We start from the raw sequence: 21,714 nt of genomic DNA on the forward strand, positions 1-21,714 counted from the left end.
GGCGACCTGCAGCTCAAGCCGTCATTCAAGAAGCATCCGCCGCCCCAACAAGGAAGCTTTGCCATGAATGCGCATTCGACAACCCAGCCGGTTTCTGCCGCTCTGTCCGCAGAAGCGCGTGTCGCGCGGTATGACTGGAACCATCTCTCAGAGGAGCTCAATGGTTTTGGCTGCGCCGTCATCGGCAAGCTTTTGTCGCCGGAGGAATGTGGGAAGATCGCCGGGCTCTATCCTGAGGAAAAACACTTCCGTAGCCACATCCACATGGCCCGTCACGGTTTCGGCAGGGGCGAGTATCGCTATTTCAAATATCCGCTGCCAGACTTGATCGGCGCGTTGCGCACCGCGCTCTATCCGCATCTTTCCAGTGTCGCAAACGCATGGAACGAACGTATGGGCATGGATGACCGTTATCCGGCCGAACATGCCGCGTTCCTGAAACAGTGCCAAGATGCCGGCCAGATCCGGCCGACGCCGCTCTTGCTGCAATATGTCCCGGGCGATTTCAATTGCCTGCATCAGGATCTCTACGGCGATCTCGCCTTCCCCATCCAGGTGGCGATCCTGCTCTCGCAGCCCGGAGAGGATTTTACCGGCGGCGAATTCGTCCTGACGGAACAACGGCCGCGCATGCAGAGCCGTGCAGAGGTCGTACCGTTGCGCCAGGGTGACGCCGTTGCATTCGCGGTTCACAATCGGCCGGTCCAGGGAACCAGGGGCAATTACCGGGTCAATCTGCGCCACGGCGTCAGCCGCATTCGCTCCGGCATGCGCCACACGGCCGGGATCATTTTTCACGACGCGAGATAAGGCTGGTATGACCGTAAACTGCGGGAAAATACCGGCTTTAAGCGGATTTAACAGCAGGGTATTGGTTGCGCGGCCGCATCATCTTTGGTAAATTTTATCTGAAGATTGATGGAGCGATCAGCCATGTCGAGCGTGACGCGCCGTTTCGAAAACTACATGAGAAACGGCATGGGCGGCTGGGCGCGGTCGCAGCCCGTTTTCATCCGGGTGCTGCTTTTTTTACCCTGCTTTCTGGAATACCTGATCGTCTACGTCTTCTGTGCCGCCGCGATTGCCGTTGTGATCTTTCTGATGGCGCTTGTGGCGATCTTCGGGCTGGATGCGGGGCGTCAGCCCGGCCTGCGTTGAGAGAGATCCCTTAACGCGCGGCCTTCAAGGGCTGCTCGATATAATAGCTTTCATAGCTCTTGCGGTATTTTTCCGCCGCGCCGAAATCGCTGTATTTTCCGAGCTCGTCCATATCCGTTTTGTTGAGCATGACGCCAAGGATCTTGGCGTTGAATTGCGGATCGGAATGCAGCACGTCGCGGACCAGCCGAGCGGGCGTCTTGCCCCATTCGATCACCATCAGGAACCCGTCGGCAAACGGCGAAAACGCCTTGGCATCGATGACCGGTGCCAGCGGCGCAAGATCGACGATGACATAGTCAAAGCTCTTGCGGGCATTGGCAATCAGGGTTTCCATGCCCTGCGAGGCCAGCAGTTCGTTGGTATGGTAGAGGTGGTCGCGTGGCGCAATCGGCAGGATCGCAAGCCGCGTCTGCGGATCGACCCTCAAACCCACGGTCCATTCTTCCTCACCCAGAACGGCTTCCACCAGCCCGGTTTTCGGTGCCGGCGAAATCATCCGGCTGATCGCCGGGTTGCGGATGTCGGCATCGATCAGCAGCGTGCGTTTGCCGCTGGCCGCAAGCAATCCGGCAAAATTCGCAGCAATGGTCGATTTGCCTTCGCCCGGCAGCGCCGAGACGACGCCGATCACCCGGTTGGTGCGGCCCTGCAGGATGACGTCGCTGGCAAGCTTGGCATTGCGCAACGTTTCGGCAAAGGCCGATCGCGGTGCATCGACAGCAATGCGCGTCATGCGGTTCAACGGCATGTCGGCTTCCGCCGGTTTGTCGGCTTTGTCCAGTTCCGGCTTGGCAAAACGCGCGCGTGTCTTTCCCCACATGCTGACGGTCTTCTTGCCGATCAGCGGCAGATAGCCGAGAGACTTGTGTCCAAGCACCGAGCGGATGTCCTCTTCCAGCCGGAAGAACCGTTCGCGGAACTCCTGCAGGCCGGCAATGACGGCACCCAGCATGAAGCCGAGCACGATGGAGAGCGCAAGCACCATCGTTCGCTTCGGGCTGGATGGCGAAACAGGGACCCCGGCATCGGAGATGATGCGGGCCTTTGCTATCGGGAAGGAACGTTGCTGGGCCGCTTCCTCGAAGCGTCCAAGATAGGATTCGTAGAGCGTTTTCAGCGCTGTCGCCCGCTGTTCCAGTTCGCGCAGTTGCACCAGCGACCGGTTGGCCTGCGAGTTGCTGCCGACCACGCCTTCGATACTCTGGCGCAGCGATGCTTCGCGGGATTTGGCGACTTCGAATTCGTTGCGATAGCTGCCGGTGATCTGCTGCAGTTCCCGGAAAATCTGGCCGGCAAGTTCGGTCTTTTCCGCCCGCAGGCTGACGGCCTGGGGGTGATCGGCGCTGAAATTCTGCGTAACGGCCTGCTCGCGCTTGCTGACGGCAAGGTAGCGTGTCCGCAAATCCTGAATGACTGAATTGTCGGTCTGGTTGGACGAGATCGTCGCGTTGTTCACGGCGTTTTCGGCGCCCTTGTCGATGATCGATTTGAACTGGTTGTAGCGTGCGGACGCGCTGGCGCTGTCTGCCTGCGCGACAATCAGCTGGCTGTTGAGATTGGACAGTTGCTGTTCCGACATCAGCTCGCCGCGCGTCGAGGTTAGGCCATTGTCAGCTTTGAATTTCTCCGCCTCGAGCGACGCTGCCTGCGCGCGCTGGCCAAGATCGGTCAGTCGTTCCTGCAGCCAGACCGAAGCGCGCTCGGTCGCGTCGAAATTGGCGTTCAGCTGGTCGGTCAGATAGGCTTTGGCATAGGCGCGGGTGATGGTTGCGGCAAGCTTCGGATCGGTGGATTTGTAGGACACCGCCACGACCGAGCTGCGCGCCACGCGTTCGACTGTCAGCCCCTGCTGGATATAGGCGGCCGCCGTCTCGCGCTTGCCATTGCGGGCTGCCGCTTCGGAAATTTCCGGCTGCGAACCGAAGATGCCGGTAACGGATTTGACCGCCGATTTCACCGTCGACATCAGCGATTGCGGCGGGTTGAGAACGGTCTCGTTCTCCCCGAGGTTTTCCGCGTCGGTGACGCGCAATGCCAGTTCGCCGGACTTCAGGATCTCGACCGCGCTTGAAAGCTGCGTGTCGGCTTGCTGGGCGCTTTGGGGCGAGGGCGCTTCTTCCGCGTATTTGGACAGATTGTCGTCGAGCAGAATCTGCGTCTGCGATGTGTAGACCGGTGTCGCGACCAGCAGATACAGCAAGCCGAGCATGAAGCAGAGGAGGACGCTAAGCGCCACGACCCTTGAACGGCGGAACGCAATCGCGGTCAGCCGGTTCAGATCGATGAACGAGTCTGATTCATCGCTTCGCAGCGATGGGACGGTGTTCAACGGAAGAGGTCTCTGATTCATGGGCCGTCTGGTCTCCAGGTACTTTTCGTGGTCGGTTCTCACCCCAAAACGCGGCAGGGGTGAGACCAGATTTTCAGGCAGCATCAAGCCACTGAAAAATCGTCATTTTCAGGCAGCACGCATGGCCTGTTCGTGGGACAGAACCATCTCGCGAACGGATTCGAAGACGAGATTGCCGATATCGGCCCGCGCCAGTGCAAAGGCGACGTTGGCCTCGATGAAGCCTTGCTTGGAGCCGCAATCGAAGGTCCGGCCCTCGTAGGGATGGGCGTGGAACGGCTGGTCTGCCGAGAGGCGCAGCATGCCGTCGGTCAACTGGATTTCGTTGCCGGCGCCGCGTTGCTGATGCGCCAGGATCGAGAAGATTTCCGGCTGCAGGATATAGCGGCCGTTGAGGTAATAGGTGGACGGTGCCTCGGAAACCGGTGGCTTTTCAACCATCTGCGTCACTTCAAACCCATGCCGGGTTTTCTCGCCCATGCCGACAATGCCGTATTTCGAGGTGTCCTCGAGGGCGCACTGCTCGACGGCGACGACATTGCCGCCGACATCGTTATAGAGATCCATCAGGCCGGCCATGCAGCCGCGCGCACCGTAGGAAATCATATCCGGCAAAAGCAGCGCGAAGGGTTCGTCGCCGATCAGATCGCGGGCGCACCAGACCGCATGACCAAGGCCAAGCGGTGCCTGCTGGCGGGTGAAGCTGACGGAGCCGGCGGTTGGCAGCATGCGAGCCAGTTCGGAAAGCTGGGCATCCTTGCCCGAGCGCGTCAGCGACGAAATCAGCTCCGGCACATCGTCGAAATGGTCTTCGATTGCCTGCTTGTTGCGGCCGGTGACGAACACGATGTGCTCGATGCCGGCCTGCATCGCTTCCTCGACGGCATATTGCACGACAGGACGATCGACGATGGTCAGCATTTCCTTCGGCATCACTTTGGTTGCGGGCAGAAATCGCGTGCCGTTGCCGGCGACGGGAATAACGGCTTTGCGAACGGGTCTGATAGGAGCCATAGAACTATCCTTTGTTCTTGTGCGGGCTGTTGCCCGGGGTGGTTCTATTCATCGTTTCCGGCGGGGGACCGAAAGGGCGAATTGCAGTGAACGGCGCCATCAGGCGCCGTAGCCTGACGGCAATGGGCATCCGCAGATGCCGGATTGCCGCCGGATTTCTCCACGCGGTTTTGACCGCGCCGGAAAGGGATCGTGCCTTGATCTGATCGACCAGGATGATGAAGGACCTTGCATCCTCGATGCTGCGGTGACGCCGGGCTTGAGCGCCCATCGACGCGGCATCCAACTGGTGATTCCTGAGAAACGCAGCATCGGCGGCCAGCATCGCATCCACCTGATGCAGCTTCAGCACCCGCGAGATCGAGCCGCTTCGAATGTAATAGGTATAGCCGGCGACCGGCTCGACGGCGCAGCGGCCACCCTTGGCCAGCGCCGATGCCAGGAGCAGATAATCCTCGCCAATCGGCAGGCTTTCGTCGAAACGCAAGCCGTGCTCCTCGATAAACCGGCGCTCGAAGATTGGCTTCATGTAGCCGTAATTGTGTTCCGACTGAAACAGCACGTTCGAGCCGATGAAGGCTGGAAGCGTCAGCGTTTCGAGGGCTGCCAGCCGGGCCTCATCGAACATCCGCTTGATCTGGCCGTCCAGTGGAACGACATCAACATTATCAACGACGATCTGAGCCTTGGCGGCCTTGGCCCGCGCGATCATGCGCGCGGTGCGGCCCGGCGATACAGCATCGTCGGAATCCAGAATAACGATCCACTCCCCGCGCGCGGCGGCAAGACCTGCATTGCGGGCGGCGCCGGGACCGCGGTTCTTTTCAAGCCGGATCAGCCGGACGCGCGGATCGGTATAGGCATCGACGATTTCGGCTGTGTCATCCGGCGAACAATCGTCGATGACGATGACTTCGACACTGACGCCGGTCTGGGCGAGCGCGCTGTCGATGGCGCGCTCGATCGTCTCTCCGGCCTTGAAGGCAGCGACGATGAATGTGGCGTCGGGACGAAGTTGTTCCATCAGGACGACCTCGCCTCGGTTGCGCCGTACTGCTCGATTTCCCGAACGCCGAGAAGCCCGACGACCACTCCTGCATGCATCGAGGCGCGCAGGGCATAGCGGTTGCGGTGAACAGGAGAGAAAAACAGGATGACGCTGGCCAGCGCGCAGAAACCGCTTTTGGCTGCAGCAAGCGCAAGCGCACGGATTTTGCCCGGCGCACCGGTGCCGGCATCGATCAGCCGGCCGTGGGTCTGGCCGAAACGGAATTTTCGTTTCGCAAGCCAGGAAAAGGCGGCGCGCTTGGCCGGCACAGGTTCCTCAACCCAGGCCGCCGGTGCATAGGCAATTTTGCCGCCCATCCGGTGCATATGGGTAAAGAACTCGGTGTCCTCGCCGCCGCTGCGGCCAAGCGCCAGGTTGAAGCGCCGGCCGGCAAGCGAAGGCGCTGCAAGGCGAAGAAGGACATTGCAAGTGTAGCCGGTGATGATCCTGCCGCCGACCCAGACCGGGAATGTCGAATGAAAGTCGCCGCGCTGCATCCAGCTCGGCGCATCCGTGCCGTAGGTCGCCTTGACCGGGCCAAGCACCGCATCGGCTGCGGTTGCCTTCGCTGTCTGAACCAGTTGGGCGATCCAATCCCCGCTGGCCGTCTCGTCGTCATCGATGAACGCCAGGAAATCTCCCGTGGCATTGTCGAGGCAGGCATTGCGGGCGATCGAGATGTTGGAGGACGGGCAGTGCACGTAGATGATCTCGTGCTGCACGGAACCGCGCAAGGCGTCCACCCGCGCTTTCGCACTCGGCGTATCGTCATTGTCGGCGACGATGATGCGGATCTGCACGTCATCGGGCACGGCAAGGTGGCCCAGCGAGCGCAACGTCTGTTCGAGTTCCGGGCGCCGATAGGTGCAGACGCCGATATCGACGCGGATGCGGCTCATGTCGGTCCTCATGAGGCGACCCGGCGATTACGGAAATCGAGAAGTTCGCGCCAGAAGCCGGCCGACCAGGCAAAATGCATCACCATTGCGGAAAGAGCGGCGAGCGGGCCGTAGGGGTTCTTTTCGCCCAGCGCCATCCACACGCCATAGCCAAGGCAGGCCACCGCCCAGAGGCCGAACGGAATGACGGCGGCCCAACTGACGATTGCCAACAGCGCGCCGATGGCGACGGGAACGACGGCAAGCGGCAACATCTGCCGGATGCTCGGCATGGCGCGGTGCTTGAGGAAGTTTTTCGCACGGCCGCGGCCATAGCCGAAATACTGACGGAAAAGCGCCCCTGCGGTGCTGCGCGGATGGTAGATCATGCTGGTCTTGTCGGTCATCCAGATCCGGTAGCCCGCCTTGTTGAGGCGGTAGTCGAACTCGGCGTCCTCGTTATGGCTGAACATCTCGTCATAGCCGCCGACAGCCTCAAACGCTGAAATCCGCATCAGCGCGTGGTGGCCGTGATCGGCCCAATGGCCGACAGCGCCCGTGCGGTGCTTGGAACCACCGTTGCCCAGTTTGGAATTCTGCGCATAGGCCGTCGCTTTCTGGAAGGTGCTGAAGCCGACGGTCTGCATGGCGACGACAACGGAATCCGCCCCGGTCGCAATGGCGTCCTGCATCAGGCGCTGGCAATAGTCATCTGGATATTCGCCATGCGCATCAATGCGGATCATGTATTCGTAGTCTGCACCGAGTGTGGCGACGGCGAGATTGATGGCGGCGCTCTGGATCTTCTTCGGATTGCCGAGCAGCCTGACCTTCGGATTGACGGTTGAGATCCGCTGAACGATCTCGCGGGTACCGTCGGTACTGCCACCATCGACCACGACCAGATCGGCGTTCAGATCCTGCATCGCGCTTGCGAGCTTGGCGATCAGGGCTTCGATATATCTGGCCTCGTTGAGGCAGGGAATAACGATCAGGCTGCGGCCATGTCTCAAATCATCGGCGTTCATAGCAGTCCACCCTTGTTGCTGTTCGTTTGGGAGAGCTCATGGATTGGTGCGGTCTGGGCGTCGCTGGCACGAAGTGCCGCAAGCCGGTTGACCAGCCGCTGGCAATCGGTGCGGTCGAAGACCCAGGTCGACGAGCCTGTTGCTGCGACCTTGCCGAATTCGGCGAAATAGCGTTCCCGCGTCATACCGGAGAGGAGAGTGGCGAGTGCAGCACTGTCGGCGGTGTCGAGAACAAGGCCGATATGCTTGGCGCTGATGAAGCGCGCCGTTTCCGTACCGCGCATGGCGATCGGAACGGCGTTGTAGCGGCAGCCTTCGTAAAGCCGGTTCGGCAAAAGCCAGCTGGAGTTCAAGCCCTCCTCGAAAAAGTCGATGCCCCAGGAAAACTGCACGTCGTCGTAGATCCGGGCAAGGTCCTCGGGGTTCTTGTAGGCGCCGTGAAAGTGCATGAACGGTTCGTTCTCGACAAACCCATCAAAATCGTCGAATTCGGAATAGGCGGGGCGTCCGCGCAGCACGACTTCGAACTTTCCGTCCATAGCGCGGGTAAATTCAGCAAGGAGCTTGAGCGATTTGCGGCAACGCAGGGCGCCGAACCAGCCGATCTTCCAGGGTTCGCCGGCCTGTGGCGGGCGTGGGCGGGCGGTCTGCATGCCAATGCTTTCCTCAAGCTCGATCACCTGGTTTTCCAGCAGCAGAACCGGCGCTTTCAGGCGGGAAACCGGCCTGAAATAGTTTTCGATAAAGGCGGGTGAACTGGTGACAAGAAGGCTGACATTACGCCCGAGGTATTGCTCAGCTGAACGCAGAGCACGGCCGGCAAAATCCTTACGCAGCAGGAGACGATGAATGTCCAGGCATTCGTAGACGATCGGAACGTCGCCGCCGAAAATAGCATTTGCCCGGTTGGCAAGGGGAAGCATTTCGAGATTACGGGCAATGATGATGCCGGGCCTCTTGGCCCCGCGCAGTTTGCGGCGCAGCAGCACTGCAGCCTTGGCAACGGCCGCGACCCGCTGACCGAACCGTCCATCCCTGGTGACACCGAGTTCGATGACATCCTTGGCGACAGGTGTGTCTACGCCGCGCCGGAAGCCCGCCACCGTCACGTTCGCACCACCCGCCTCGAGCGTCAGGGTTCTACGCCTGATCGCCGGGTCTGCCACATCATGTGCCAGGTATAGTACATCCAGCATGAAAACTTCCCGTTCCCCGCTCAGCTTGCGCCGAGCTTAGTTCAGTTTTTTGTGCATCGCAACATTCATGTTGCGAATGCTAATAAGCATCAATCGAGCGTGCAGGTGAGGGATTCGGGAAAGAGGCATTTTTCATCGGGAGCGGTGTAGGCCACCCGATCAATCTGCATCTTTGCCGGGCCTTTATAGTCAAACTTGCCCATCCAGTCGCTCAGGGTATCCGTTCCCCAGAGGCTGAAGAAAATCTTCTGTTCGTTGACCGGAATTTTCGCAGGGTCCGTGACCTCCTGAACCAGTTTGCCGTTCAGGTAGTAGCGCAGCCGGTCTTTTTCCCAGACGAAGGCGTAATCGTTGAAATCGGCGTTGGCGCCGCCTTCCACGTCGATCAGCTTCTCGTTGCCACCCTTGGCGGAAATATACTGGTTGAGCTGAACCTTGCCGGAATCCTTGCCGAGCACCTCAAAGTCGATCTCGTCATGCGGCTTCTTGTCGGTGGGGCCGATATAGGTGAAGAAAGCCGAGTTCAGCCCTGAGCCTTCGGCCGTCTTGATCCGCGCTTCATAGGTGCCGTAAGTGTAGCGCTTGTTGGTCTGTATCTCGCCGCAGGCATAGTCGCGTTTGCCGGCCTTGCGCTGCTCGAAGGTGAGTTCAAGCACGCCATTTTCAATCGCAACCTGATCTTTCGACCAGGTGCAGTTCTGATGCGCGCCATTGTCCCAGCCGTCCGAAATGTACCAGAGCTTCCTGTCGATCGTGTCGAAATTCTCGACGAAAGAGGCGCCGGTTTTAGCGCCTTGGGCGAAGGCAGATGCCGGAATGGCGACGGAAAACGTCGAGAGGACGATAAGGATTTTTGAGATCGATTGGGTCATCGGGTCGCTTTTTCCTTTGGAGAAGAGGTGTCGGGCCAGTCTTTCTGGTTTGTTCCGCTTTCCGTCATGCGCTTTGCTGCGGAGGTGGAACGGCCCGCACGGCTGCCGGTCAAAACGGCATGCAACTTGGGCACCAAGCGCTTCGCCACATGGTTGGAGGCGACCAGAATGAGGAGCGCCAGAATGGGCGTTGCAAAGTAGAACAGCGGGTAGAGACCGGGATGCGCCGCGCGGTTCCAGAGCATCCAGAATGCGATGAGCAAGGGGTAATGGGCGCAGAATATCCAGAAACTCAGGCCTTCCGACCCGGAAAGCCGCTCGCCGAGCCGTGAGCGGATCAGGATCGCCGAGATCGCCCAGGAGCCGACAATACCGCAGATGGCCGTCAGGCTGCGCAGCATGTCTATCCACACTGGATAGTCAGGTCCGGTCCAATACAGTGCGGTCGCTAGCATGACGGCCGCCGTCAAAAACAACGCGGATATCAATGTAGCATGCCGATCGAGTGTCCGGATGTTGATTTGATGAAGGCTTGCGTAGATGCCGCAGCTGAAGCCGAACAGGATTGATTTCTTCAGGAAGATGCCACTCGGGATCGGCAACACGGCATAGGCGAAGAAGATTGCCAGCATTGTCAGCGGATAGCGCTTGATCAGGATGGCGAGAACCGGAGCAAGCAGGATGCACAAAAGCAGGTCCCGCAGGAAGTAGAGCGGAACATTGATCGGCAAGCCCTCGAGCGCAAGGGTCAGCGTCGCCAAATCGCGTGGCGCCGCGTTGATCGCATCGGGAAGATAGCCAAAGCCGATGCCGCCCTTCTGCCCCAGCACAACGAGGGCCAAAAAGGACAGGTTCCAGATCAGGAAGGGCAGCAGAACCGTACGCGCCTTGGAGCGGATCGTCTTGCCGTAGTCGAAGGCGTCAAGCCCGCGGCGAAACATCAGGTAGCCGGAAATCGCGCTCAGGCATGGCACGCCAACCCTGAAAAGGCTGTCACCGAGAAAGACCCTGATCCAGTCGACGAAGCCATTGGCACCGAGGAACGGACTGGTCTGCGGATCAAAGGGGACGTGTACAAAGACAATTCCCGAGATGAGCAAGATGCGCATCAGATTGATCCGCGATGATATATTCGCGTCGATAACCAAGGCGACATCCCCTGTTGGGCCACTCCCCCCGAAGCGGCGTTTCAACCAGAGCAGGCTTCAACCTGCATCTGGAAGATAGGGCAGTACACCCCGAAAAATATGGCACTGCAGCAGAAAAAGTCGCCTTGATGCTGCGATGCACGCGAATTCGGCGCGGGAAATTTTGCCACGAAAATCGCAGGAATTTTACCCTTAAGTTCGGAAAAATGCGTGGTGGTAGGGTGTTGCGTCATATCAGAATATGATCATATACGTGTCGCCGCAGAGATGGCGGAGCGCAAAAATTAGTTTCGAAAACGCGCAATTCCACACGTCAGGGTTTGTGAAATCCTGCTCGTATTGGCGCGCTTGTTCCGAAATAAGGCGCTGCTGCAACCCCTCCGGCGTGTTTCGCTATGGTTCACGCCGGAGTATTTTGACCGTGGCCTCAAGCCCGCCTGTTTTTGACCAGTTGATAGATTTTCGCCAAAAGTGGCCGTTCCGATAGAACGACGAACAGGACATAGATCAGGCCGCCGATGGCAGCGCCGGCGAGGATCTGCAGGATGGGGTTGGGCGCCAGGGAACCAAAGGTCTCAAGCAGATAGCGAACGGCAAGCGCCATCACCAGCGCCATCAGCATTGGGCGGCTGCTGATATACAGGCCCTTGAAGAACGGTGTTCCATCCGCCTTGAAGACTGCCCAGGAGTAACCGATCAAAGTTGCGGCATTGACGATGCAGAGCCAGATCATCGCATCGATCAGCTTGCCAGTGCTTGCGCCATAGGCAACGGCAGCGCAGGTGACGATGGCGCGAATGATCGCCGACCAGAACAGTGCCCGGCCATGTCCGACACCCTTGAGATAGGGAATGAAGGTGCTGCAGGGCGTGAGGATGCCCTTGGACAGCGCCAGCAGCCCCAGTACCGGCCAGGCATAGGCCCATTGCGAACCGAACAGCACGCGCATCGCCGGTTCCGCGAGCGCCCAGAGGCCGAACATCATTGGTGCGAGCAGCACGGTGGTCACCTGCGTCGAGAACATCAGCGCCTGCGAACGGCGGGCCTTGTCATCCATCATGCCGCTGAAAGCCGGGAACAGAACGCCCGTGACGGCGGAAAGCACGACCTGGTTGGGAATGCTGGCAAACCGGTTGGCGGCCGAATAGGCGCCGGCATCGGCAAGGCCGAGATAGCGCGAGATGATCACCATCGGCGACTGGAAGGTGATGAAGTTGGCGACCTCCGAGCCCATCATGCCCAGGCTGAAACGGCTTAAGCCCAGAACCCGTTTGGGGTGGAAAACGAAGCGCGGCATATAATGTGATACGGCATAGAGGCCGCAGAGCCGCACCAGCGCCGAGACGAAAAGCTGTGCCATCAAGGCCCAGACACCCCAGCCCAAAAGCGCCAGCACCACGGCGACGATGGCGCCGAGCGATTCGGAAATCATGCTCCAGACGGCGTCCTTGCTGAAATTCATCCGCCGTGCGAGCAGTGAATAGGCAACGTCGCCGCCAAGCTGGAGCGGAATGAGGAAGCTCATGACTTTCAGCAGGTACGCGGCTTCGGGGGCGCCGAGAAGGGCTGCAAAGAAGTCTGCCCAGATGAAAAGGCCGAGCGCCATCAGACAGGAAATCGCCAGGTTTGCCCAGAAGACAGAGTGGACGGTTTCCATCTCCTCCTCGCGCTGGATCACCAGTGCCGAGGTCAATCCGGCCCCGCCGATCATGGCCAGAAACTGCACCACGGTGAGCGCCACGGCGACGGCGCCGAACTCTTCCGGCGTCAGGATACGGGCCAAAATCGGCACGGTGACAAACTTAAGCCCGAATGTGCTTGTCTTGGATAAGATACTCCAACCGACATTGCTTGTGACGGATTTGACGTTAACTGTAGGAGGCATGGCGTAAATCCTGTGTGGGGATGGGGAGGATCAAGGACAGAGGAGACGCGCTCGATAACGCAGCCGCAACCTGATGGAGGAACCAGGAAGCACCTTCTAGGAAAACCGCAGGGGCAAAAAGATGGCGAAGTTTACAGTTGTTATTCCGTACTACCAGAAACAGGCAGGAATTCTGAGCCGGGCCTTGGGCTCCGTCTTCGCGCAGACCTGCCAGGATTTCGATGTCATCATTGTTGATGACCAGTCGCCTTTCCCGATCGAAACCGATCTTGAAACTCTGAGCGTCGAGCAGCAGGCGCGCATCCGCGTCATCAAGCAGGCGAATGGCGGTCCGGGCGGCGCGCGCAACACCGGCCTCAACAACGTCACGGCGCAAACCGATTTTGTTGCCTTTCTCGATTCCGACGATCTGTGGACGCCGGACCATCTGCAGAATGCACATGAGACGATGACCCGTTTTGGTGCCGATTGTTATTGGGCATCCATTACCGGCGGCGATGCCTTCTACTACCATTTCGACATGGCCGAGCTGGAAAAGACCGAAAAGGTCACGCGGCTGTCGGAGAAACCGCTGGTTCTGGAAGTGCCCGAGTTTTCGCAGGTGATGTTGCGCAACTGGAGCTTCCTGCATCTGTCCTGCATGGTGATCGGGCGAAAATTGTTTGAGGCCGTGCGCTTCGAAGCCGAGCTGCGGCTGGCGGCAGAAGACGTGCTGTTTTTCTGCGATTGTGCCATTGCAGCCGACCGCATCGTCCTGTGCAACGAGCCGGGTGCAGTGCGGGGCGAGGGGGTCAACATCTTCCACAGCATCGATAGCGATTCTCCGCAGTTCCTGTCGCAGCAGTTCAACACCTGGGTTGCGCTCGACACATTGGAAGGGCGCTTTTCCCGCAAGCCGGCGGAAATCGCTTCGATCCATTCCTACAAGCATACCGCGCGCCGGCAGGCTCTCTGGAGCCAGGCCCGGCTGATCAAGCGGCGGAAGATGCCGCAGTTCAATCTGTTGGCCCGCTGGGTCTGGCGTGATCCGAAGCTGCTGCAAAGCGCGCTTCAGCTTGCCGTCGGCAAGTTATCACGGTAGCCTTCGCAGGTGCAGCATTTTTTTGTTGCGCCCATTGATGCGCGTGATTGCCATTGCATATCACGCGCGAGCAATTCCTTGCGCAACGCATGTAGGAGATGGTCATGGACCCTTATTACTGGGAATCCGCACACGGAAATTTCGGCGACGATCTCAATCTGTGGCTCTGGGATTTTCTGATCCCGGGATTTCGCGATGTTCGTCCAGATACGCTTCTCGTCGGGGTCGGCACGGTGCTGAACCGCGCGCTCCTGCCGGAAGGCCGGCACAAACTGGTGCTCGGCAGCGGTTTTGGTTACGGCTCCTTGCCCGATATGAGCAACAGCCAGGAATGGGACATTCGCTGTGTTCGCGGACCGTTGACGGCGCAGAAAGTCGGCGTTGATGCCAAGCTCGGCATCATTGATCCGGCGGTCATGGTCGCCGAAATGCCCGAGTTCAAAGGTCTGCCGAAGAAATATAAGAAGAGCTTCGTTCCGCATTGGGAATCGGCGATTGCCGGTATGTGGCCGGTTGTCTGCCAGACCGTCGGTTTGCACTACATCGATCCGCGCGGCGAGGCGAAGGATGTCATCCGCCAGATTGCCCAGTCTGAAATGATCGTCGCGGAATCGATGCACGGTGCCATTCTCGCCGATGCTTTCCGCGTTCCGTGGCTCGCGGTGGCGACCTCCAACAGCATCAACAGTTTCAAGTGGAACGATTGGGCTCAGACTGTTGGCGTCATCTATCGTCCGCGCCATGTCCCTGTTTCCAGCCGGGCAGAAGCCATCATCAAGGGTGCGAAGTTCTGGGGAGTCGATTTCGATGCGCATCAGCCGGCGCTCGATGACCCGAACAAGCGTCAGATTGACGAAAGCGTCATGGTCGCCGCCCGTGATCCCAAGCAGACGTCATTGCGGATTGCCGCCAAACAATTGCTAGCGGCTCCCTCGGCCTTGTCCCTCTGGCAAGCGGCGCGGGCGACGCCGCAATTGAGCGCCGATCACACTCTGGCGGAGCGCAAGGAGCGCTTTCTCGAGGTTATCGCTGGGGTACGCCGCGACTATTTCTAAGCCGCGATCGCCGTAGATTCCGCCATCAAACCCGCCTTACCGGGCGGTTGATGGCGGCTGCAGGAGATAGCGCAAGCCCCCTGATCCGCCCAGCGCCACCGGTGCCGCATCCGCCTGGCGGCGGAAACGCTCCGTCTTGTCAGAAAATATCCCGAAGGCGATGGCCGGAATGGCGGCTGGGTTTCCAAGTGCATGCAGCAGCGCGGCTTTCGCACCGGACTGCTGCTTGATGTCAAGAAATTCCCGCAACTCATATCGCCAGCGAATGTGATGCTCGTGCTCGGCTATCAACGCCCTTGCCTCCGGCGTCAGATCCGTCTGTGCAAGAATTGTCCTGTCAGCCTCATAGAGCCGCTTCAGGTCGATTGTGCGGTGACTGCTGCTGAGGGAATCGCCACGGACGACGGCGCCATAGCCGCAACTGTGGATAATCTTGTAGCGGGCGCCTTTGGTCAGCGCACGGGCATAAAGATCGTAATCCTCGCCCAGCCGCAGGCTTTCCTGATAGCGAAGGTGGTGGGCATCGAGAAAATCGCGCCGCATCAGCGGTTTCAGAAATCCGATCTCCCCCCGCCGGACACCCCGCTTGGAAATATTGCCCGCGATGAATTCACCAAGGGTAAGAACCCGCGGGGCTGCCGGAAAGGTCTGAAGGGCAAGATGCGCCTCCTCGGCCGTCTCGGCGTCAACGAAGGCGATATTATCAGCGATGAAATCCCAATTTTTTTCCGACAGGAGGTTGCCCAGCCGTCCAGGAAAAAAGAAATCATCGGCGTCAAGGATCGCCAAGACCGGCGCTTTCGAGATCGAAATGGCGTGGTTGCGGGCCGCAGCCGGTCCTCTGTTGACTTCGAATCGGGCGATTGTCAGCCGTCCGCTGCCATCGTCAGCCTTTTGGGAGACATCGCTGGTGCCGTCGCTCGATCCATCATCGACGACGATGACTTCGGCGGTTTCAGGCTCTCTCAGTGCCGAGATGATGGCCCGCCGGATCGTGTCGGCCGCGTTTTTCGCGGCGATGATAACGCAGACGTCTGCATTCGGTTTCATGATCGCATTCCTTCATCGCTGTCGCGCCGAACCTAGGTTGGCTTTGGACGGGCGGCAAGGCGCGATATTGCGGATGCGAAGAGATCAGTCAGTTTGGAGTATGAATGAAGGGCAACTGAGATTAACGAAAGCCCAGATGCCAAACTGGCGGTTCAGGCGCCCATTCAAGAATTGAAGTGGCCGGGATTGTTCGAGACACGGATGGTTTTCGGCTCTTTTTCGTCACCGGCCGATGCGGACGCCGGCGATTGGCGTTGTGCCGCGTTGCGGCGGTCCCGGCCTTCCCTTGCCACCAGAAACAGCACGGCGATGAAATATCCGGCCTGCACCAGCACCGCGCAGACCAGCGTCTGCCACGCTGTCGTCCATGCAGAACCTGTCAGGATAAAGGTCACGATGGCAAAAACGCTCAGCGCTCCGATCATGCTGATGAAAACACGTGGTGCAAACATCAGAGCGTCCTCAATATTATGTCTTGGTTTGCAGACATCATTGAAAAATCCACCTTATCCTCTTAGGCGATTATTAACATATCGAAGACCCACGGCGGTTTCAATCGCGCATAAGCACTCTGTTTCATTACATTTACGTTATTTACGGTATGAATTCTTAGCCTGCATTTAAAATCATCTATCGATTGCGCAACAACGACAATATTTTTGGCGGAATATCACGCCAATTTTCCGGATTGCCGCCGGATTGCGATGCGAGAAGCGGCCCCAACAGGATTCGGACACATTTCGAGATGCATTGCCATATGCACGCATCTAAAAGGTGCATTCTTCTGGTCGCCTACCCCTTGGTGGCAGAGAAGGCCCTTTAGTCGATCAACTTTTGTTACAAAATTAGAATATACTAATAAGTTAAAGTGCAGTGCAAAAATAATGCTGCATCGCAATATTTTTACCGAAAAGACAATATTTTTGGTATTTCTTAACGAAGATAAGAAATCTTAAATATCAAATCCGGATCAGTGATGTTCATAAATGGGTTAGTTTTGAAACAAAACTCAAGAGAGACAGCATAGTTTTCCATCGCGGCGGATTTTCTTTTGATCAAACCGCAAAATATGGGTCGATGAACGCAGACGATAGGGCCGCGGCTATTTTTAACTTGGCCGCATTTGCCATGAACGGCCTTAATGGGGCGAAAGTTGCCTTTAAAAATCTAAATCTCCCTCTACACTCTCATCTGTAATTGATCCCAGTACCCGCTGGAACCCGACCAATCGCCAACCCGAATGGAGTTTTCTCCCATGAAGTCTGCGACTCGATCGGCAAGTTCGCCGTATTTTACGACCATCGAATCCGGGGCACACCGGCCGATAGGGGGAATGTCCAAAAGGGGTTTCGATATCTTCGCCGCGTCCCTGGCGCTCATTGTCTTCAGCCCGCTCTTTCTGCTGCTGATGGCGATGGTGAAGTTTTCCGACGGCGGCAAGGTGTTTTATGGACACCGTCGCGTCGGTCATAATGGCCGCTTTTTCCATTGCCTCAAGTTCCGGACAATGGCGCCGGATGCCGACAAGATTTTGCAGGACCATCTGCATAAAAATCCCAAGGCCTATGAGGAATGGCAGGCAACCCGCAAGCTGCAGGACGATCCGCGTGTCACCGTGGTTGGCAATGTCCTGCGCAAATTGAGCCTGGATGAACTGCCGCAGCTGCTCAACATCATCCGCGGTGAAATGAGTGTCGTTGGCCCACGTCCCGTTGTCGAAGACGAGCTTGAGCTTTATGAGCATTCTGCCGTCTTCTATCTGAAGTCACGCCCTGGCCTGACAGGGCTTTGGCAGGTGAGTGGCCGCAATGACGTCTCCTATGCCGCGCGTATCGCCTTTGATACGCATTATGTGACCAATTGGTCCCTGCTCAACGATGTGGTCATCGTTGCCAAGACAATTCCTGCTGTCTGCCTGTCCCGGGGTAGTTACTGATCACAGTCATCAGCGTGAATACGCCGCTTCCGTCGTAATGCCGGAATCGGCTTTGTTGTTAAGTGAGGAAATTTCATGAACAGAAGTCTTTGCAAAGGACTTCCAGCCCTCTGCCGCAAAGTCCGGGGTGCTGCGCGTCTTTCCGCGCTCGCCATCGCAATCAGCGTCTCAGGCATTCATGCGGCGTTGGCCGGCGATTACACGCTGGGCGCCATGGACAAGCTGAGAATACGCGTCGCGGAATGGCAGACGGCGGAAGGAACCGTCCGTGACTGGTCTGCTATCAGCGGCGATTACACCGTCGGCGCATCCGGCGGCATTTCTTTGCCTTTCCTTGGCACAATGCCCGCGTCCGGCAAGACCACGTCGGAGATTTCCGAGGAACTCGGCCTGCAATTGCAAAAACTGTTTGGTCTGCCCGATCGCCCGTCCGCGTCCGTGGAGCTTGCTCAATACCGGCCAATCTACCTGGCCGGCGAGATCCAGACGCCGGGTGAATATCCGTTTGCGCCCGATATGACGGTTCTGAAGGCTGTCAGCCTGGGTGGCGGCCTGCGGCGTGCCGAAAATGGCCAACGCTTTGCCCGGGATTTCATCAACGCGCATGGAGAATCGTCGGTGCAGATCACCGAGCGAAACCGGCTTCTGGTTCGCCGCGCACGGTTGCAGGCAGAGATTGCCGAGAAGACTGATATTGTCATGCCCGCCGAGTTGAAGGGCGTCGCAGATGCCCCCGGTCTTCTTGAAAGCGAAAAGGCGTTGATGGTCTCCCGGGACAAACGGCAGAAGCTCCAGTTGATCGCGCTGGCCGAACTTAAATCGCTTCTGCAAAGCGAAATCGAAGCGCTCGGCAAGAAGTCGGTCACGCAGACGCGGCAGCTGGAGCTTGTTATCGAAGACAAGGGGCGCGTCGATGTTCTGGCGGAGAAAGGGTTGGCACTCAGCGCCCGTAAGCTTGCCGTCGAGCAGCGGGCCGCTGATCTTCAGGCTGCGCTGCTCGATATCGATACCGCGTCGCTGAAGGCCAAGCAGGACGTCAGCAAGGCGAGCCAGGACGAAACCAACCTTCGCAACGACTGGGATGCGCAGCTTGCCCAGGAACTGCAGAATACCGAAGCCGAGCTCGATACGCTGTCGCTGAAGCTGATCACCAGCCGCGATCTGATGACGGAAGCGCTGGTCCAGTCGGCTGATGCCTCGCTGACCCCGAAGCCGGGCAGGACAATCGACATCAACTATTCCATCATCCGCCAGAAGGATGGAAAATCGACGACGATCGCGGCGGACGAAGGCACCCCCATTCAGCCCGGCGATGTCGTGAAGGTGCAGCCTACGCTCAACACACAATGAGGCCGTAAGGATGAAAATCGCCAAGGCCAGTCTGGTGAAGCCGGGCGAAAACCTCCTCTACGGGGTTTTCGCCCTCACCGTTTCCTATTTCGTCTTCGCCTATTCCGGGCGCTTCGGCCAGGTCTCGATCCTGCTCTATTACGCCGTCTGGCTGCCTCTGGTGCTCATCGACTACCGGCGGGCACTGGGGAACTACGTCAAATATATCTGGATCTTTGCCTTCGCGGTTTTTGCGCTGCTCTCCGTCTTCTGGTCGGCAGCGCCGGGCACGACGACAAGAGCGGCGATTCAATATCTCTCCCATGTCATCTGCGCGCTGATTGCCATGCGGGCGCTGGATGTGAAGACGTTGACGCTGGGCTCGGTCACCGGAGCCGGCGTCGTGTTGCTCTATTCGCTGCTGTTCGGCGTTTATCATTTTGACCCGCTCGACGGGACGGTCAGTTTCGTCGGGGCTTTCGATTCCAAGAACCAGCTCGGATTCTATGCATCGCTTGCGGTCTTCTTCTGTTTCTCCGCCGTCGTCCTTTTGAAGCAGCGTGGGTTCTGGCTTCCTGTCTGCGGGGTGATCGGTCTTCTGGCAGCTTATTGTCTGTATGCATCCCAGTCGGCGACCTCGGTTCTGACGACCGTTGCAGTCCTTGGGATCACCGTCGGTATGCAAGTGTTTTCCCTGCTGCCGCCGAAAAGTCGCAAGCTGCTATTCATCGCTGCCACCATCTTCGGCACCATAACTGTGGTCGGGGCTATCTACGGTGGCGCGATCGACAGTGTTCTCGGTGCTTTCGGCAAGGATTCGACCCTCACCGGCCGGACGTATCTCTGGCAACAGGGGATCGAGGCCGCGCGCGCATCGCCGGTGATCGGTATCGGCTATCAGGCCTACTGGGTGCAGGGTTTTTCCGAACCGGAGCGGTTGTGGGAAGAGTTCTTCATCGGCTCCCGCAGTGGGTTTCATTTTCACAATACGTATATCGAAACGATGGTGGAAACCGGTGGGATCGGGCTGCTTCTTTTGACCACGCTGTTTCTTGCTGGCCTGTTCGGTCACCTCAAAAGGGTGCTGGCCGAGAGACGGGGTTTCGAACCTTTGGTGCTGTTCGGCATTTCCGCCTTGCTGTTCGTGCGCTCTTTCGCAGAAATCGACGTCATCTTTCCCTATCAGATAGGCTCGTTCCTGCTCTATATCGCCGCTGGAAAATTGACTATGCCGGCGCCGCAAAGCGAGCCGGTGCGATCTCCGGCGTTTACCGGAGACGCAGCGCAGCCGATGGCGCATCCGCTTGGACCCGGTAGCGCCTATCTGTACAGGTAGGCAGATCCTTCAGAAGGCAAAGACATCGATCGGTTCGCTCAGGCCGCGCAACAGGTGGGAGCCGACATTTTCCATCTTTGTTTCGCATCCGGGAATTTTGGCTTCGCATCCGGCGATTTCCACGAATGCACGCGAGAGCAGCACAGGCCGCTTGAGTTCCTTGGTCAGGCTTTCGAGCCGGGAGGCGACATTGACGGTCGGGCCTATGACGGTGAAATCGAGGCGGCTGCGCGAGCCGATATTGCCATACATCACGTCCCCGACGTGAACGCCGATGCCGTAGCCAAGAGGCTGGTACCCCTTTTTGACATTCTCCTCGTTCAGCGCCGTCATCGCGGTCTGCGCCTCGCGGATCGCCGCGAGAAGATCGCCGCAGGCGCGGGTGTTGCTGAGCGGGAAAATTGCCAGCAGGCCGTCGCCCATGAATTTGAGGATTTCGCCGCCATGCCGCTCGATCGGCTCGGCCATGGCATCGAAATAGCCGTTCAGCAGCTCGATGACATCGTCGCGCGGCCACATGTCGGAAATGCCGGTAAAGTCGCGCAGGTCGCAGATCAGGATGGCAGCGCCGACCGTGACCCCGCTGCCACGCGTCGTGGCGCCGGCAAGGATCTGTTCGCTGGCATGCGGGCCGACATAGGTTTCGAGCAGCGTCCGGGCGAGGCGGTTCTTCAGGCGGATTTCACTGACCAGCGCAAAGGCTGGCAGCAGCTCGGCCAGAGCCGTAATGTCGTCATCGCTGAAGCCGCCCGGTCTGTCGCTGCCAAAGGTGATGATGTGGTTTTTGCCCAATGTGTGCTTCAGCGGCCAGGCAATGTAATCGGTATGTCCCTCAATGCGCAGTTCGTCATAGAGCGGATAGGGTGGGGCGTTGGCGAAGGCTGCCGGTTCGAGCCGCTGGCGCACCTCGGCTGCTCCGTTGTGGAGGTCGTTGACCGGGCTGTTCCGGTAACGGTCGCTGTCCTCGATGCCGAAACCGAACGTCTGGATATCGGCCTCTTCCATGCCTCGTTGCCACAGGATCCGGGCACCCAGCCATTGCGGGTGAAGGATGCGGAAGTGCAGCGTCCCGCGCGAGACCGGGATGCCGGCCTGATTGAGCCGGTTGCACATGTCGATGAAGATATTGTCGATGAAGCGATCGTCGCGCGTCTCGGTCATCAGCCATTCGATGATGCCGCTGCTGTCGCTTGGTGGAGCGCCTGCGCTCTCGCGACGCAGGCCGGAAGTGGCGTTGGATGGCACTTGCATGGATACACCCTGTCTTGGTCTCGGCACTCTAAGACGTACAATTAGTCACGCCGTGACGGGAATACCAGTGCGGGAAATGACCTAGTGGTCCTGAAA

Annotated in this window: 19 protein-coding genes; 7 read left to right on the top strand and 12 right to left on the bottom strand. The window is 58.6% G+C overall.

What is annotated here, in order from left to right:
- The first annotated feature begins 63 nt into the window (after nucleotides 1–63).
- Both ACQY8Q_RS16120 and ACQY8Q_RS16125 read left to right on the top strand, forming a co-directional pair.
- Nucleotides 64–810, top strand: a complete 747-nt coding sequence (locus ACQY8Q_RS16120; RefSeq protein ID WP_428427497.1) for a 2OG-Fe(II) oxygenase — start codon at nucleotides 64–66, stop codon at nucleotides 808–810.
- Nucleotides 811–933: 123 nt separating this feature from the next.
- Nucleotides 934–1,158, top strand: coding sequence for a hypothetical protein (locus ACQY8Q_RS16125; RefSeq protein ID WP_428427498.1), 225 nt, complete (start codon nucleotides 934–936; stop codon nucleotides 1,156–1,158).
- Nucleotides 1,159–1,168: 10 nt separating this feature from the next.
- On the opposite strand, the gene ACQY8Q_RS16130 is transcribed toward ACQY8Q_RS16125, so the two are convergent.
- The 9 genes from ACQY8Q_RS16130 to ACQY8Q_RS16170 form a co-directional block, all read right to left on the bottom strand.
- The gene (locus tag ACQY8Q_RS16130) at nucleotides 1,169–3,529 is read right to left on the bottom strand and encodes a polysaccharide biosynthesis tyrosine autokinase (protein ID WP_428429800.1); all 2,361 of its coding nucleotides are present in this window, start codon (nucleotides 3,527–3,529) and stop codon (nucleotides 1,169–1,171) included.
- A 90-nt stretch (nucleotides 3,530–3,619) separates the two neighbouring features.
- A complete protein-coding gene (locus tag ACQY8Q_RS16135; protein WP_428427499.1) occupies nucleotides 3,620–4,525 on the bottom strand; it encodes a UTP--glucose-1-phosphate uridylyltransferase in 906 nt (301 codons plus the stop codon).
- Between the two features lie 4 nt (nucleotides 4,526–4,529).
- Nucleotides 4,530–5,549 (bottom strand): glycosyltransferase family 2 protein, encoded by a 1,020-nt coding sequence (locus ACQY8Q_RS16140; protein WP_428427500.1) that lies wholly within the window; start codon nucleotides 5,547–5,549, stop codon nucleotides 4,530–4,532.
- A complete protein-coding gene (locus ACQY8Q_RS16145) occupies nucleotides 5,549–6,472 on the bottom strand; it encodes a glycosyltransferase (protein WP_428427501.1) in 924 nt (307 codons plus the stop codon). Before ACQY8Q_RS16145 ends, ACQY8Q_RS16140 begins: the two co-directional genes overlap by 1 nt.
- An 8-nt stretch (nucleotides 6,473–6,480) precedes the next feature.
- Complete coding sequence (locus ACQY8Q_RS16150) at nucleotides 6,481–7,479, bottom strand: glycosyltransferase family 2 protein (RefSeq protein WP_428427502.1); 999 nt, start codon at nucleotides 7,477–7,479, stop codon at nucleotides 6,481–6,483.
- Complete coding sequence (locus ACQY8Q_RS16155) at nucleotides 7,476–8,675, bottom strand: glycosyl transferase family 1 (RefSeq protein WP_428427503.1); 1,200 nt, start codon at nucleotides 8,673–8,675, stop codon at nucleotides 7,476–7,478. Before ACQY8Q_RS16155 ends, ACQY8Q_RS16150 begins: the two co-directional genes overlap by 4 nt.
- 89 nt (nucleotides 8,676–8,764) lie before the next feature.
- Nucleotides 8,765–9,547 (bottom strand): glycoside hydrolase family 16 protein, encoded by a 783-nt coding sequence (locus tag ACQY8Q_RS16160; RefSeq protein ID WP_428427504.1) that lies wholly within the window; start codon nucleotides 9,545–9,547, stop codon nucleotides 8,765–8,767.
- Entirely contained in the window at nucleotides 9,544–10,656 is a 1,113-nt protein-coding gene (locus ACQY8Q_RS16165; RefSeq protein ID WP_428427505.1) for an acyltransferase family protein, read from the bottom strand. The genes ACQY8Q_RS16160 and ACQY8Q_RS16165 overlap by 4 nt, the downstream gene beginning before the upstream one ends.
- A gap of 466 nt (nucleotides 10,657–11,122) precedes the next feature.
- The gene (locus tag ACQY8Q_RS16170; RefSeq protein ID WP_428427506.1) at nucleotides 11,123–12,580 is read right to left on the bottom strand and encodes a lipopolysaccharide biosynthesis protein; all 1,458 of its coding nucleotides are present in this window, start codon (nucleotides 12,578–12,580) and stop codon (nucleotides 11,123–11,125) included.
- Between the two features lie 121 nt (nucleotides 12,581–12,701).
- On the opposite strand from ACQY8Q_RS16170, the gene ACQY8Q_RS16175 reads away from it, so the two are divergent.
- Together ACQY8Q_RS16175 and ACQY8Q_RS16180 are read left to right on the top strand one after the other, a co-directional pair.
- Nucleotides 12,702–13,661: a glycosyltransferase family 2 protein gene (locus tag ACQY8Q_RS16175; RefSeq protein WP_428427507.1), complete on the top strand. Its 960-nt coding sequence runs from the start codon at nucleotides 12,702–12,704 to the stop codon at nucleotides 13,659–13,661.
- Between the two features lie 104 nt (nucleotides 13,662–13,765).
- The gene (locus ACQY8Q_RS16180) at nucleotides 13,766–14,716 is read left to right on the top strand and encodes a polysaccharide pyruvyl transferase family protein (protein WP_428427508.1); all 951 of its coding nucleotides are present in this window, start codon (nucleotides 13,766–13,768) and stop codon (nucleotides 14,714–14,716) included.
- 36 nt (nucleotides 14,717–14,752) lie between these two features.
- Here ACQY8Q_RS16180 and ACQY8Q_RS16185 read toward each other — a convergent pair whose 3' ends face one another.
- Together ACQY8Q_RS16185 and ACQY8Q_RS16190 are read right to left on the bottom strand one after the other, a co-directional pair.
- Nucleotides 14,753–15,766: a glycosyltransferase family 2 protein gene (locus tag ACQY8Q_RS16185; protein WP_428427509.1), complete on the bottom strand. Its 1,014-nt coding sequence runs from the start codon at nucleotides 15,764–15,766 to the stop codon at nucleotides 14,753–14,755.
- Between the two features lie 164 nt (nucleotides 15,767–15,930).
- The gene (locus ACQY8Q_RS16190; RefSeq protein ID WP_428427510.1) at nucleotides 15,931–16,218 is read right to left on the bottom strand and encodes an exopolysaccharide production repressor protein; all 288 of its coding nucleotides are present in this window, start codon (nucleotides 16,216–16,218) and stop codon (nucleotides 15,931–15,933) included.
- 803 nt (nucleotides 16,219–17,021) lie between these two features.
- Here ACQY8Q_RS16190 and ACQY8Q_RS16195 point away from each other — a divergent pair.
- The 3 genes from ACQY8Q_RS16195 (at nucleotide 17,022) to ACQY8Q_RS16205 (ending at nucleotide 20,367) form a co-directional block, all read left to right on the top strand.
- Complete coding sequence (locus ACQY8Q_RS16195; protein ID WP_428427511.1) at nucleotides 17,022–17,702, top strand: sugar transferase; 681 nt, start codon at nucleotides 17,022–17,024, stop codon at nucleotides 17,700–17,702.
- A gap of 75 nt (nucleotides 17,703–17,777) precedes the next feature.
- Nucleotides 17,778–19,052, top strand: coding sequence for a polysaccharide biosynthesis/export family protein (locus ACQY8Q_RS16200; RefSeq protein ID WP_428427512.1), 1,275 nt, complete (start codon nucleotides 17,778–17,780; stop codon nucleotides 19,050–19,052).
- A 10-nt stretch (nucleotides 19,053–19,062) separates the two neighbouring features.
- The gene (locus ACQY8Q_RS16205; RefSeq protein WP_428427513.1) at nucleotides 19,063–20,367 is read left to right on the top strand and encodes an O-antigen ligase family protein; all 1,305 of its coding nucleotides are present in this window, start codon (nucleotides 19,063–19,065) and stop codon (nucleotides 20,365–20,367) included.
- 9 nt (nucleotides 20,368–20,376) lie between these two features.
- On the opposite strand, the gene ACQY8Q_RS16210 is transcribed toward ACQY8Q_RS16205, so the two are convergent.
- Complete coding sequence (locus ACQY8Q_RS16210) at nucleotides 20,377–21,618, bottom strand: adenylate/guanylate cyclase domain-containing protein (RefSeq protein ID WP_428427514.1); 1,242 nt, start codon at nucleotides 21,616–21,618, stop codon at nucleotides 20,377–20,379.
- Between the last annotated feature and the right edge of the window lie 96 nt (nucleotides 21,619–21,714).

The organism is Pararhizobium sp., from assembly GCF_965279435.1.
Classification (GTDB): Bacteria; Pseudomonadota; Alphaproteobacteria; order Rhizobiales; family Rhizobiaceae; genus Pararhizobium.